The organism is Cryobacterium sp. Y62, from assembly GCF_002929785.1.
In the GTDB taxonomy this organism is placed as follows: Bacteria; Actinomycetota; Actinomycetes; order Actinomycetales; family Microbacteriaceae; genus Cryobacterium.
In genome coordinates this window covers 115,457-128,710 of record NZ_PJJK01000119.1, presented here as the reverse complement: position 1 = coordinate 128,710, position 13,254 = coordinate 115,457, and the positions used below count along the sequence as shown (strand labels likewise).

Sequence of the window (13,254 nt, the reverse complement as noted above, 5' to 3'; positions counted from 1 at the left end):
CGTTCGAGTAGGTAACGTCGATGACGGATGCCTCCGTTGACGGTCTTATCGCTGGCCGGTATCGCCTCGGAGATCTGCTCGGCACGGGCGGGACAGCGTCGGTCTTCTCGGCCGTCGAGGTCGTCTCGGGGCTGCCTGTGGCTTTGAAGATTCTGCATCCACACCTGTCCGGATCGATTGAGTCCCGGGCGGCGTTCTTCGCCGAGGCCCGTGCGACGTCCGAGGTACGCCATCCGAACGTCATCAATGTTCTCGACATCGGGGGAGATGACGACGTGCGGCACTGTGATGCCGGTGACCTGGACAGCGCGGGGGAACCTTGCGACGTACCCCAAGCCTGGATTGCGCTGGCGCTTGCTTCTGGATCGAGTCTGGCCGAGATAGTGGAAAGAGATGGTCCGCTATCTGTCAGTAATGCCCTTGCCATGGCTCGAGGAGTGCTGCAGGCGCTTATCGCGGTACATTCCGTGGGGCTCATCCACCGTGACGTGTCGCCGGCCAACATCATGGTGGCGCCTGAACCAGACGGTTCCCTATCGGCCGAACGGGTTGTGTTGCTCGACTTCGGGCTGGCGGACGTTGCGGGGCGCAGCACCGTCATCGTAAGCGCAGAAATGGCTGCGCCGAATGACGTACACGGCGAGCCGATGGGGGTTCTCGGCACGATGAACTACCTCTCACCAGAACAGGCGCAGGGACTTGCGGTCGACGAACGCGGCGACATCTATCAGATGGGCGGGGTGCTCTACTTCGCCCTGACCGGCCGGCCGCCGTTTGCGCGAGAGACGGTTGCTGCAGTCTTGCGCGCGCACGCGCAGTCTCCGCCCCCGGTCCCTTCCGTGGTGAGGTCGGGCGTGTCCCGCGCGCTCGATGGCATCGTCGTCAAGGCGCTGCTCAAGGATCGCGGAAGCCGGTTTGCGAGTGCCGGCGACATGCTCTCGGCGATCGAATCGCTCGCAGCGACGGGCATTTCCCGCACGGAGGCGAGAACCAGAATTCTCACCGGGCCAGCACTGGGCACTGCCGACCAGATCACCTCTGTTCTTGCGCAGCAGCTGACCTCGGCGACGGCGACAGCTCGGGGCAACGAGCCGGGCGTGCGGGCGCTTTCGCGCCAGAGACAGCCTCATCCCGGTTTCGCTGGTTGGCTTGCGCTTCTGCTCGTCATCTCCTGCGTGGCGGGGGGCTGGGTGCTGGCTGCCCAAGGACAGGGACAGCCAGCAAATGACTTCGCGAGCCAGGCCCCGGTTGCTTCCCCCAGCGTGTCACCGCCAGTGGCTGCCCCGGTGCAGCAGGCTCTGGTCCCAGTTGCTGCCTCGATCGTCGTCCCGGAGCTGGAGTCCCTCAGCCTTGCGGCGGCTAAAGCTGTGCTCGAAGCTGCGGGGCTGCGAGTGGGAACACTCACCCTGGAGAATTCAGCGAATCCAGGTGACAGCGTGCTGGCGCTCGCACCGGTAGCGGGCACTCGCGTGGTTTCCGGCGGGGCCATCGACTTGACAATCGCCTCGGGGTTCAACCTGATTCCCTCCCTTCCAAACCGCTCGCCCGATGGCGCCATGACCGTGCTACAGGCTGCGGGATTCCTCACACAGATCGATTTTCGGGCCAACGCAGCTTCATTTCCTGGCACGGTTGTGACGAGCGAACCCGGCGAGGGGATCGTGCATCGACTGGGCGAGATCGTCACGATAGTGGTGTCAACAGGTCCGGAACCGACCCCCATTCACACCCCCGAGGTCACGCCAACGCCCACGCCAATCCCGACGCAGACCACTACTCCGACACCCACAATGTTCACGGGCTGAGTCTCTCACCTTCAGCGGACGCTGCACGTATTCCCATCACCAGTAGATCACCAGTGGATCACCCAGTTGACACCTGCTGTTCACTTTCCAAAATCAAAATCGACCTCAGGCCACGAAGCTCCTACTGTTTCAGCCACTTTCCGAGACTGACTGAGGACGCATCGTGACCACGACTAACCCCACTGAGCCGCTCGGCCAGCCGACCACGTCGGTGGGCTGGACACCCGGTTTCGACGATGCTCCGCGCCGGTCTCTGCTTCCGCGGCCATCGGGCTCGGACTCCGTGTTCAAGTCGGTCGCAGTCACGGCTGGTGCGACCACGGTGGGTATCATGCTTGCCGTCGGGCTGTTCCTCTCGCTCCGGGCGAGCAGCGCCCTGCAGGTGTCAGGGTTCTCCTTTCTGGTCGAACAGCAGTGGTCACCGGAAACCCAGGTCTTCGGAATCGCGTCGATCCTCTTTGGCACCATCACTATCGCCCTGATTGCGATGTGCGTTGCCGTACCGCTCGCCCTCGGCACGGCACTACTCATCTCCGAGATTGCCCAGGGCCAGCTGCGCAAGACCCTCATCACGCTGGTCGACCTGATGGCGGCCGTGCCCAGCGTTGTTTTTGGACTCTGGGGCGTCTTCTTCCTGCAGGCCAACGTCATTCCGGTGGCTTCCTGGATCTCGACCTACTTCGGTTGGATTCCCTTCTTTCAAGTGACGGATGCCTCCGGTCAGGTCTTGACCGAAGCCAGCGCCTTCACGTCATCGGCCGTCATCGCCGGAATCGTCGTGGGCCTGATGGTCGTACCGACCCAGACATCCGTTATGCGTGAGGCCTTTTCGCAGGCCCCGAACGGCGAGCGTGAGGCTGCCTTCGCCCTCGGGTCGACCCGCTGGGGTATGGTCCGCTCCGTTGTTCTGCCGTTTGGCCGCGGTGGAATCATCGGTGGAACGATGCTTGGCCTCGGCCGAGCACTCGGGGAGACCATTGCCGTCTACATGATCATTTCGCCCATCTTCACGATCAACTGGCAGGTGCTCAAGACCGGCAGTAACTCGGTGTCTGCGCTCATCGCGCTGCGCTACGGCGAGTCGAGTGAGTTTGGTCTCTCGGCGCTCATGGCGGCGGGCCTCGTGCTCTTTTTGATTACCCTGATGGTCAACTACACCGCTTCGTCTATCGTGGCCCGTTCGCGTTCCGGCGCCGATAGTGAGGCCTAAGCATGCTCACTGACACGCTCACTCCCCGCACGGCACCAACCAGGACGACCACAATTATTCCCGCATCGGAGGGGATTGAGATCGGGCCGCGTCGACGGGTTCGAGCCGTGCGCCTCGACGATCGCTTCGATCTCATTGGCGCTGCCGTAGCCGGCATCGCTGTGGGAACGTTGCTCTTCGGCTGGTTTACCCCGCTGTCTGGCGGAGTGGGTTGGACTATCGTGTCATTCATCCTCTTCATCACTTTCTACGCCGTGTTGGTGGGGATGAAGGCGGACCGCGAGGAAATCAAGGACCGGGTAGTTTCGGTGCTCTTAGCCAGCGCCGGCGTGGTCCTATTCGGCGCCCTGATCTTCGTCGTCGCCTACACCCTGGTACGTGGGCAAAACGCGTTGCCGCACCTCAACTTCTTCATCGAGAATATGGAATTGGCTGGTCCGCTCGATCCGCTCTCCGTGGGCGGAATCCTGCACGCTGTTCTCGGTACTTTGATACAGATCAGCATCGCCCTGACGATCACTATTCCGCTGGGCATTCTCACCGCGTTGTTCTTGAACGAGATCGGTGGGCGCTTCGCGAAGTTCGTTCGAACCGTTGCCGACGCCATGACGGCGTTGCCATCGATTGTGGCTGGTCTGTTCGTGTATTCGGCGATCATCGTGTTGATCACGCACCAGCGTTCTGGATTTGCGGCGGCCATGGCCATCACCGTCATGATGTTGCCCATCGTCATTCGCGCCTCCGACATTGTGCTGCGACTGGTCGCTGGGAACCTGCGCGAAGCGGCCTACGCTTTGGGCGCTACCCGTTGGCGCACGGTCTGGCATATCGTGCTGCCCACGGCTCGACCAGGGTTGGCGACGGCCGTCATCCTCGGCACGGCGCGCGGCATTGGCGAGACGTCGCCGGTGCTGCTGACCTCCGGAGTCACCGCGATGACAAATCTCAACCCGTTCTCTGGCCCCATGATCTCGTTGCCGTTGCAGGTCTTTGACTTCGTCAAGTCGCCAGAACCGAACATGATTGCGCGCGGTTTCGGTACCGCGGCCGTTCTGATCCTGCTCGTGCTGGCCCTATTCGCAGCGGCCCGACTGATCGGTGGCCGTGGGCCGGGAGAACTGTCCCACGGCCAGCAGCGCCGGATGCTGGCGGCATCCGCTCGCGACGAGCAGCGCATCACGATTGCGGCGGATCGTCGTTTGTTGCTGACCTCGGCGCCTGCTTCGGACGCGGACCCAGTTTCCGACCTTCCCGCAGCACCAGATCGTCCTGCATTACCAAAAGAGGAGTCGTCATCGTGACGCGAAAAAATTTCTGGGCGCGCGTAGCCCGCACGGTGAGCATTGCGTTCATCGTCGCAGCGAGTGTGGCGAACGTGGTTCCCGCCCAGGCTGTCACCTACGATCCGATCACCGGTACCGGTTCCACCTGGTCGCAGAACGCCCTCGATCAGTGGCGCTCAAATGTCGCCGCCAACTATGGAATGAAAGTGAACTATTCGGGGGTGGGGTCATCGGCCGGACGTCGAGACTTCGCCGCTGGCACTGTGGACTACGCGGTCAGTGAGATTCCCTTTCAGTCGAAGCCCGAAGACGGATCGGCACCAGAGGTGCCCACCCGAGGTTTTGCATACATGCCGATTGTGGCCGGTGGTTCGTCTTTTATGTACAACTTGAAGATTGGCGGCGTACGGGTATCTAACCTGCGCCTAAGCGGTGAAACGATCACCAAGATCTTTACCGGAGTCATCACTAACTGGAACGATCCGGCCATCGCCACCGACAATCCGGGCCTGTCCATGCCGGACAAGGGCATCGTGCCGGTGGTGCGCTCAGACGGCTCCGGTTCAACGGCGCAGTTCACCCTATGGATGTCGAAGCAGCACACTGACCTGTGGAACTCGTACTGCGCATCCGTTGGCAAGGCAACCCCGTGCGGACTCACCTCGCAGTATCCACTCACCGGAAACATGAAGGGCCAGAGTGGTTCTTCCGGCGTCGCCGGCTATGTCAGCCAGGACTACGGCGAAGGCGCCATCACCTATGTCGAATACTCCTATGCCCTCGAATCGGGATTTCCGGTGGCCAAGGTACTCAATACCGCCGGATATTATGTCGAGCCGACCGCCCCGAGCGTAGCCGTCGACCTTATGCAGGCTCAGATCAACAGCACGCCCGGCCCCGACTACCTCACCCAGATTCTGGATGGCGTGTATAACAACACGGACCCGCGCACCTACCCACTCTCGAGTTACTCCTACATGATTGTGCCCACCGAGGTGGTTGCCGGCGGAGTCTTCACGGCCAATAAGGGTGCAACGCTCGGTGCGTTCGCCAGCTACCTGCTGTGTGAGGGCCAGCAGCAGGCTGAGGCCCTCGGCTACTCGCCGCTGCCGATGAACCTGGTGCTCGCCGGCTTCGCACAGATCGGACGCATTCCCGGTTCCGCGCCAGCACCGGACCCCGCAGCCTGCAACAACCCCACCTTCAAGCCCGGCGACTCCCCATCGAGCAACCAGCTCGCACTGACCGCGCCGCAGCCGGCTGAATGCGACAAGGTGGGCGCAAACCAGTGCACCACTGGCACTGGCGGGTCCCTGGCCGAGACGCCCATCTCGGGTGCCGGTACTGGCGGCAGCGCCTCCAACGCCGTGGCCGGTTCAGTTGCTTCAACCGCCGCGCCCGCCAGTGCGACCACCGGAGTGACGGCCAGCTACGACGAAAACGGCACCCTGATCAGCGGAACCGGTATCTCAGGGGCTGCGGTGGCCGCACCGTTCACCCTGGCGTCTTCCGCCTGGGGCGCTGGACAGTCGACCATGCTCTTTGCGGCTGTTCTTCTCCTGGCGGCCGCATTGCTGCCGCCGCTCATCTGGCCGCGATTGAAACGCAAGTCGGCACCGGGAGCGGTCAAATGAGCGCGCTGAAGTCTGGCCAACGGCGTCTGTTTTTAGGGCGGTCCACGGCGACTCGTGCTGCTGCCACCGGAATGGTCGTTGGATTGATCGTCGGCCTGGGAGTGTCGTTGATGTCGGTATTGGTACCGACACCGGCCGAGGCCTCCACCTCGAGTGCTGTCACCGTCGCTGCCCGGAGTTTCGACCTCGACTACGACAATGCGCCGTTCCCCGACCTCGCGGTGACGGTGTCAAAGACCACCGACCTGGTTTCACAGGGGATTTTAGTGAGTTGGACTGGTGGCAAGAAATCGGTGCGACCGCAGGGGAATGTTGGCGGCGAAAACTTCATGCAGATCGCCCAGTGCTGGGGCGACGACCCGCTGAACTCTGGACATCCCGACCGAACGACGTGCCAGTATGGCGCCTTCCCCAATGCGGGGCGCGACTCCAACGTGCTCGATAACGTCACTGACCCCAGCGACGAGGAGTTCAATCTCAAGAGCATCGCGCCCGAGGATGTGCAGTACACCGCGAAGGGCACCGGGGGATTGTCGCCAACGTATACGTCCATTCCATTCCGGGCCGCCAGCGGTGAAACGGTTGCGTCAGTGGTACCTAACGCCCAGGGCGTACTCAAGCACGATACGTCCATTGACGTGAACACCAACGAATTCTTCACCCAGTTCACGTCGAATGAAATCAAGTGGGCTGGCGCCGATGACACCGGAGCCGGTTCCGTGAAGTTCGAGGTGCAAACGTCGATGGAGTCCCCGGGGCTGGGATGCGGCCAACCGATCATTGTGAGCGGTCAGCCCATTGTCGGGAAATCCTGCTGGTTGGTCGTGATACCGCGTGGAACGGGCGACTCTGGAGTGACGAGCATCATCAGACCCGGGCTGTTTTGGGACGCTTGGCAGCACCATGTTGCCGTCAAATTGGATTTCAAGCCGGTGGGCATCCGTTGTGAAATCGGTGGGGCCGAGGCCGCACTCTCTGGTAGCGAACTAATCAGCGGAGCGATCGCGTCGTGGCAGCCCAACCTGTGCGCGGGCGCCACGAACTCTGCCTTCGTCTTGAGCACGGGCAATGAAGCGGATGCCGCAGTGAAGGCCAGCAAGACCGCGCCCAGTCCGCTGGCGCTCACGTCGCGGCCGTTGAGCACCGAGACCCTGAACGGGGCCCCCGACCCGCTGCAATACGCCCCCGTCGGAATCTCGGGATTGTCGATCTCGTTTGCCGTCGACCGGCGCGTCACCCCGATAGACGGCATCAAACAAGAATACAAAGACCGGGAGACCCAGGCATTTACGAGTCTCAAGCTCACCCCGCGCCTCGTGGCCAAGCTGTTGACCTCGTCGTATATTTCTTCCCTGCCCCCCGGGGCTGACCTCGGCCACGTGAATTACAACGGCTATCTGGACCAAGGTAAAAATGCCGCAAACCTCACGCGGGATCGAGACTTCCTCACGATCAACGATGAGGAATGGGCTTCACAAGACTTGAACAGCACGTCGTTAGCTGATCTGCTGGTTCCCTCCGGCCGATCAGACCTGGCTGTTGCCCTGTGGCGCTACGTTTTGAGTGATCCAGACGCCGTCGCCTTCCTCGCCGGAACACCCGATCCCTGGGGCATGGTCGTGAACCCGTGGTTTTCCACGAGTGCAACGCTGAACCCCAGCACAATCGGCCTGAGTCTGCCGCGAGACAATTTTCCCAAGGCGGACCCGGTTGAGAAGGCCGGGACGATGGGGTCCAACGGGGAGGGCCCGGTCAATCTCGTGACCTGGCGCCCGTACACCTCGGCCTTTGAGAATGGCGCCTACCTGACCCTTCGGGGTGATGGCCAGCTGCTCGGCGGTTGGGATACGACGTACACCCCGCCCAAATATGCCAAGACCGCTCGCAGCCTGGTCGGCGAACAGGGTGTTCTGGGGTTGACGACGACGGCCGCGGCCGCCCGCTACCAGAATGTCACCGCGTCCCTGCTGAATTCGGCCGGCGAGTACGTTGCGCCGACGGAGGCATCGCTGACCGCCGCAGCTTCGGCGATGACTCCATCTGCCGCTCAACCGAAGGTTCTGGAACTTGATCCGGATTCTTCCGCTGCGATTGCGGCATCGAATGCTTATCCCCTGGCTATGCCCGTCTACGCTGCGCTCAACCCGTTGCAGACCGATTCCGTTCTCCGTGCAAAGTACGCCAATATGATTCGCTACGCCGCCGGTGCCGGACAGGTATCGGGGGCGGAGATCGGGCAACTGCCCGAGGGGTACGCGCCGCTGCCGGCCAGCTGGGTAACGCAGGCACAGGCCGCAGCCACCGCCATTGAGCAGGGCATTAGCCCCCTAGCGGCGCCCGTCATGAACGTCACCCCGACAACGACAGCCGTAACCACCGCAGCAGGAACCGGCACGGCCCAGTCGTCCGGCGCATCCGTGACTGTGCCGGTGGTGACGGACCCAGTGGTCAGTGGTGCCGCCGCCGGACCGTTGTTCGGCCTGGCCACTCCTCTGGACCCGCAAACAGGGCCAGCCGGATTGGCCATTCCGGCTGGCTTGCTTTCTGGCCTAGCGGCTGCTGGCGCAGTCCCCATGATTTCGCGCTTCAAGAGACGATTCTGAGGCGTTCAGGCTTGACCATTCGACCTGATTCGTAGTTCAGGTCGAATCGGTTAGGAAAAATGGACTCAATCGGGTTCATTTCAATGTAAGAAACCGAAAGGCATCACAGTGATTTCGAAGAAGGCTATTGCTCTTTGCGCAACAGTCGGCGTTGCCGTTTCAGGCTTTGCCATCACCGCTCCGGCCCACGCCGAGCCCGTTTCCAACAGCTATTCCATCGTGGGTTCTGACACCCTCGAAGATGTCGTCAACGCACTCGCCAATGGAACACTCATCACCGGCTCGAGCGTTCGTTCCACGGTCAATAACACCACTATTGGCTCGTTTGATGCCACTGGTTCTCCATATATCATCACGAAGTCTTCCGGAACCCGGTTTGGCCGACCCAACGGCTCCAGCGACGGCGTCAAAGCGCTCAGCCGCTCGAGTGACGGTGCCGCCTACACATCCGCCACCGCCGGCGGCCCGGCAAACGTGGTCATCACCGGTCTGGTTGACATCGCCCGGTCATCCAGCGGTGGCACCGTCAACAACGCCGGCGAACTGCTCTACGTCCCGTTTGGCCGCGACGCGATCGCCTATGCCTATAAGGGCTTGGCGACGGGTCTCGACGGGCTGACTGCGTCACAGATGAAGAGCCTGTACGAATGCTCCCCTGGCTTCCAAATCGGTGGCGTCACCGTCACTCCGATCATCCCGCAGGCTGGGTCCGGTACCCGCAAGGACTTTTTGGCCAAGATAGGCTCGACCGAAGCGCTGATGAAGACCATCGGCGAAGCGGGCTGTGTCGTTGAAGGTCAGGAGCACGACGCGACGACGCTCACCGCCGAGTCCGTTATGCCCATGGCCGTGTCGCGCTGGGTTGCCATGAACACCGGCGCCAGCTACGACAAGCGTGGCACCGGCTCACTCGGTTCCCTCGTGTCCGGCGTTGATCCGGTCACTGGAACTGGTTCGACGATGGTTCCAAACGCTCCCTACTACGCAGACACCACCTGGGGCCGCGACACTTTTCTGGTCGTAGAGAATGCTCGGGTTGACTCGACAGATCCCAAGTACGATGCCGGCCTGGCCGCGCTGCTGAACTCAGCCAATTCCACAGCCCTCACCAACGTGTCATCCGTTGTCTCGCGTGCGGGAGCCGTCAAGAAGAAGTTTGGCTTCCTCGCGCCCACCTCCGGTGTCGTCGCCTACCGCGTCGCCAAGACCGCCTAATTCATCGCGACTGACAACGGGAAGGTCAAAAAATGAAAATGAACAAGAAAATGCGTTTCGCCGCCGTCGGGGTTGTCTCCCTGGCCCTCGTGGCTGGTGCAACCGCGGTCGCCTCGGCCGTGGTGCAGACTAACGGGTCCGATGCGGCGCTCTATGTCTACGACGGTGGAAACGCTGGTAACGGTTTCACTCCTGCGCTGGTTACCGATCCGTCCACGGCCTTCACCTGGGCCGGCGACAGCTTCGGCTCCGGTAACAAGATCTCGTATGATGCGCCGTCAACCTGTCCGACCGCGGCCGATGACGCTTACATCTTCGTGGCAGCGGCCGGAAACGAGCGAACCAAGGCCTCATGGAGTGCATATGGCGATAGCGGTTTTGCCGCCGGAACCAAAAACGTGATCGCGGCAACCCTGACCCCCGACGTGGCACTGACCGCTGGCAACCCCGGCATGGTCAAGTCGAACGGCGGAACGTACAGCCTCGGTATCGCGTGCACGAACAACAACGGCAACACCGTCGTGGGTGCGTTCTACCGAACGATCACCATGACCGCCGGTACCGGCTCGTACACGATGGCGGCAGTGACGGAAACTGCTGAGCCTACCCCGACACCGACTGCACCTGCCGGCACCACCGGCAGCGTCGCGCTGGCGCCGCAGACAGTCGGCAGCACCGACGGAGTGCTCAGCCTCAGCGTTCCCGTCGGAGCCGCGGCGGTATTCGCCTCCCCGACACTGGTCAACAACAAGTCCACCACTACGGGCACCTTGGGTAACGTCACCGTCGCCGACGGTCGTGGCTTCAGCCGCAGTGGGTGGGACCTAAACGCCAGCGTCGCCGATTTCGTCAACTCGAGTGACGCCACAAACACGATCAGCAAGGTGCAGCTCGGTTTGCTCCCCAAGATCGTCTCGTCCGAAGCGACCGGAGTCACCGCTGGCACCGCCCAGGTGGCCGGTTCGGCAACATACTCGTCGGTTTTCGCCTCGGGCGCAGCGGCAAACACGGTGGGTAACACGGTGCTCAACGCCGACCTCACCTTCGTGGCACCGGCCAACAAGCCTGCAGGTACCTACGTCTCGACGCTGACCCTCACGGTCGTCTCGAAGTAGAACCTGTTCGGTAGAAGTCAGATCAGACAGCGGGGAAGAGGTGGCGCGGGGCGCCTCTTCCCCTGCTGTCACTTGTCAAAATTTGTGCAGAAAAGAGAAAGTCCAGCGTGATCATCCATCGCTATATCCGCCCACTCGGCTTGGTTGCCACAGGAGCTCTCCTCACCATGGGTTTGACCGTTGGGATGACAGCGGGAGGAGCCATGAGTGCCTGGGCAGCCGATTCCGACGGCATTGCGGGTGCGCCCTCAGCCGATGGCGGGGTCGACCAATCCCGATCACGGTACAGCTATCAGATGGATCCCGGACAGGTTGTTTCCGACGAGTACTTGGTGCAGAACACCGGCACGACCGCCCAATCAGTTACCGTCTACGCTACCGACGCCTTCAACGCCGGCGACGGCGCTTTCTCACTCCTGGACGGGGGTGTTTCCCCGCAGGACGTCGGGCGCTGGGTCACCTTCGACAACGGTGCTGCCCAGATCACCGCGACGCTGGAGCCCGGGGCATCTCAGGTGATCCCGTTCACGGTGACGACGCCCGCTGACGCGAGTCCTGGTGACCACGCTGGTGGAATAGTTGTTTCGGCGCTGTCTCCGTCCGGACAAATTTCACTGGACCGACGGGTAGCAATTCGGCTGTATGTTCGCGTCAAGGGCGAACTTCAGGCTGGCCTGACCATCAGCAGCATCGCCTCGTCTTACCAAGCCGAACTGAACCCGTTTTCCGGCACGACAGCCCTTACTGTCACGCTCAACAACACCGGCAATGTGGCGCTCGGCGCGACGACCGTGTCCCGCGTACGTGGCATCTTCGGCATTCCGCTCTCCACAACGAGTCGGGAAGAAATCCCGGAGATGCTGCCGGGTAGTACCCGCACCTTGACCATGACCGTTCCGGGTGTCGGCCCGTGGGTGTACCTCAATGCGCAGATCAATCTCTCCGCAACCATCGACGCGCAAGCCATCAATCCCGGGGTGCTTCCCACCGCGAGTCGCGAGACCGACCTGATCGTCGTTCCGTGGGGCGCTCTCATCATCTTGTTACTCGCTGGCCTGGCCTGGTTCATGGTGCGGCTTACCCGCCGGAGGGGCACACAACGTGCCGCTGCCTGGATCGAATACAGCGAGGCCGAGGCTCGACGCAAAGCTCGGGAGGAATAGAGTGAACGTTAACGAATTACGCCGCGCCCAACGAATTCGGGTCGTCGGATTTCTTGCCATTACCGTGTTTCTCGGCCTGAGCACCGGAGCCCTCGCTGCACAGGCCGCCGACGATGAGAACGGAATCGGCATCAGCGTTCCCGTGGTCGATTCATCGTCGACGGCAAAACCCCAGTCCAAGGTGGCCCTGCCCTTTGGGTCGTCGGCGGCGAACGCGCCGGTGGTGATCACCCTCACGGGTCTCCAACCCCGCTCGTTCCTAGAAATTTTCGTTCACTCAACGCCACTCCTGGTCGCCAGCGGTCACGCTGACGCTGCTGGAGCATTCTCCGTTTCTGTCACATTGCCGGCCGGGCTGGAAGCTGGCAATCACACCATATCGGTGACCGGAATTAGCGCAGACGGGACGGCAGCCAATTGGACTATTTCGCAATTCCTGATCACTGCCGACGGACTCCTCGCGCAGCCGGAGACGATCCCGGCAACGTCTGTAATTCCGTCAGTCACGAGCATCAGCAGCCCGTTAGTTGGCGTGAGTGAAGTCGTGGCGAACACTCCGGCTGAGGCAGCCGATGCGCTGGGTGAAGACCCATTTGACTTGGGCGGCGTCTTCTACTTGAGCGGCTTGGTCGGCAGCGCTGCGTCGGCCGTTGGCCCCGAGGGTGGGGATATCACCCTCGCGTTCACGGCGAAGAATGTCACCTCGTGGCCGCTCCGTGCTGACCTGCGTTTCTGGCTGGAAAACTCAGTCGGAATGGACGTTGCCCATCCCCTCGACAGTCGCGTGATTGACCTGGAGCCGGGGCAAACGAAAACCGTCAGCGTTACACTGCCTGACATCGGCCAGTGGGGCGTTCTCAATGCCCATATGACCTTCACTCCGCCAGAGACCGTAAACGGAGCCGTTCTCACTCCGGCCACCCGCGACACTTTGGTGATCCTGCCCCCTTACTTCGTGATGCTTGTTGTGGGCCTCATTGGCGTGCTCTTCTACACTGAACGTTTTTTACTGGCACGGCAGCGGGCTCGGCGCCAGAACACGCCGTCCATCATCGGTGTGTCTGACGCCTCGGTCGAGGCCACAACATGATGAGTGCCAGACGCAGCCTACCGTCGACCCGACGCCTACTGTCGTCGATGCGCCCAGCACAGCCGCGCCCACGGATCATGCCGCCACGTGGCTGGAAGCCCGGCCAGGCCCTTCCAACCCGCCCACCACGGTGGAC

The 13,254-nt window shown here is 62.0% G+C and carries 9 protein-coding genes; all 9 read left to right on the top strand.

What is annotated here, in order from left to right:
• The first annotated feature begins 20 nt into the window (after positions 1 to 20).
• Positions 21 to 1,805, top strand: a complete 1,785-nt coding sequence (locus tag CXY71_RS18070; protein WP_104138696.1) for a PASTA domain-containing protein — start codon at positions 21 to 23, stop codon at positions 1,803 to 1,805.
• Between the two features lie 163 nt (positions 1,806 to 1,968).
• Positions 1,969 to 3,015 (top strand): phosphate ABC transporter permease subunit PstC, encoded by a 1,047-nt coding sequence (pstC, locus tag CXY71_RS18065; protein WP_233198444.1) that lies wholly within the window; start codon positions 1,969 to 1,971, stop codon positions 3,013 to 3,015.
• A gap of 2 nt (positions 3,016 to 3,017) precedes the next feature.
• The gene (pstA, locus tag CXY71_RS18060; RefSeq protein WP_104138693.1) at positions 3,018 to 4,316 is read left to right on the top strand and encodes a phosphate ABC transporter permease PstA; all 1,299 of its coding nucleotides are present in this window, start codon (positions 3,018 to 3,020) and stop codon (positions 4,314 to 4,316) included.
• Positions 4,313 to 5,932, top strand: a complete 1,620-nt coding sequence (gene pstS, locus CXY71_RS18055; RefSeq protein ID WP_233204718.1) for a phosphate ABC transporter substrate-binding protein PstS — start codon at positions 4,313 to 4,315, stop codon at positions 5,930 to 5,932. The genes pstA and pstS overlap by 4 nt, the downstream gene beginning before the upstream one ends.
• Positions 5,929 to 8,535, top strand: a complete 2,607-nt coding sequence (locus CXY71_RS18050; protein ID WP_104138690.1) for a hypothetical protein — start codon at positions 5,929 to 5,931, stop codon at positions 8,533 to 8,535. The genes pstS and CXY71_RS18050 overlap by 4 nt, the downstream gene beginning before the upstream one ends.
• Before the next feature lie 108 nt (positions 8,536 to 8,643).
• Positions 8,644 to 9,750, top strand: coding sequence for a hypothetical protein (locus CXY71_RS18045; protein WP_104138687.1), 1,107 nt, complete (start codon positions 8,644 to 8,646; stop codon positions 9,748 to 9,750).
• 38 nt (positions 9,751 to 9,788) lie between these two features.
• On the top strand, positions 9,789 to 10,865 hold the full coding sequence (locus tag CXY71_RS18040) for a hypothetical protein (protein WP_146072872.1): 1,077 nt from the start codon (positions 9,789 to 9,791) through the stop codon (positions 10,863 to 10,865).
• Positions 10,866 to 11,068: 203 nt separating this feature from the next.
• The gene (locus tag CXY71_RS18035; protein ID WP_104138681.1) at positions 11,069 to 12,028 is read left to right on the top strand and encodes a DUF916 domain-containing protein; all 960 of its coding nucleotides are present in this window, start codon (positions 11,069 to 11,071) and stop codon (positions 12,026 to 12,028) included.
• Position 12,029: 1 nt separating this feature from the next.
• On the top strand, positions 12,030 to 13,118 hold the full coding sequence (locus tag CXY71_RS18030) for a hypothetical protein (protein WP_104138678.1): 1,089 nt from the start codon (positions 12,030 to 12,032) through the stop codon (positions 13,116 to 13,118).
• Positions 13,119 to 13,254 lie beyond the last annotated feature (136 nt).

What these genes read in the sequence shown, in the direction of transcription:
- CXY71_RS18050 (WP_104138690.1), top strand. Translation starts at nt 5,929, where the DNA reads ATGAGCGCGCTGAAGTCTGGCCAACGGCGTCTGTTTTTAGGGCGGTCC.
- pstA (WP_104138693.1), top strand. Translation starts at nt 3,018, where the DNA reads ATGCTCACTGACACGCTCACTCCCCGCACGGCACCAACCAGGACGACC.
- CXY71_RS18070 (WP_104138696.1), top strand. Translation starts at nt 21, where the DNA reads ATGACGGATGCCTCCGTTGACGGTCTTATCGCTGGCCGGTATCGCCTC.
- CXY71_RS18035 (WP_104138681.1), top strand. Translation starts at nt 11,069, where the DNA reads ATGAGTGCCTGGGCAGCCGATTCCGACGGCATTGCGGGTGCGCCCTCA.
- CXY71_RS18040 (WP_146072872.1), top strand. Translation starts at nt 9,789, where the DNA reads ATGAACAAGAAAATGCGTTTCGCCGCCGTCGGGGTTGTCTCCCTGGCC.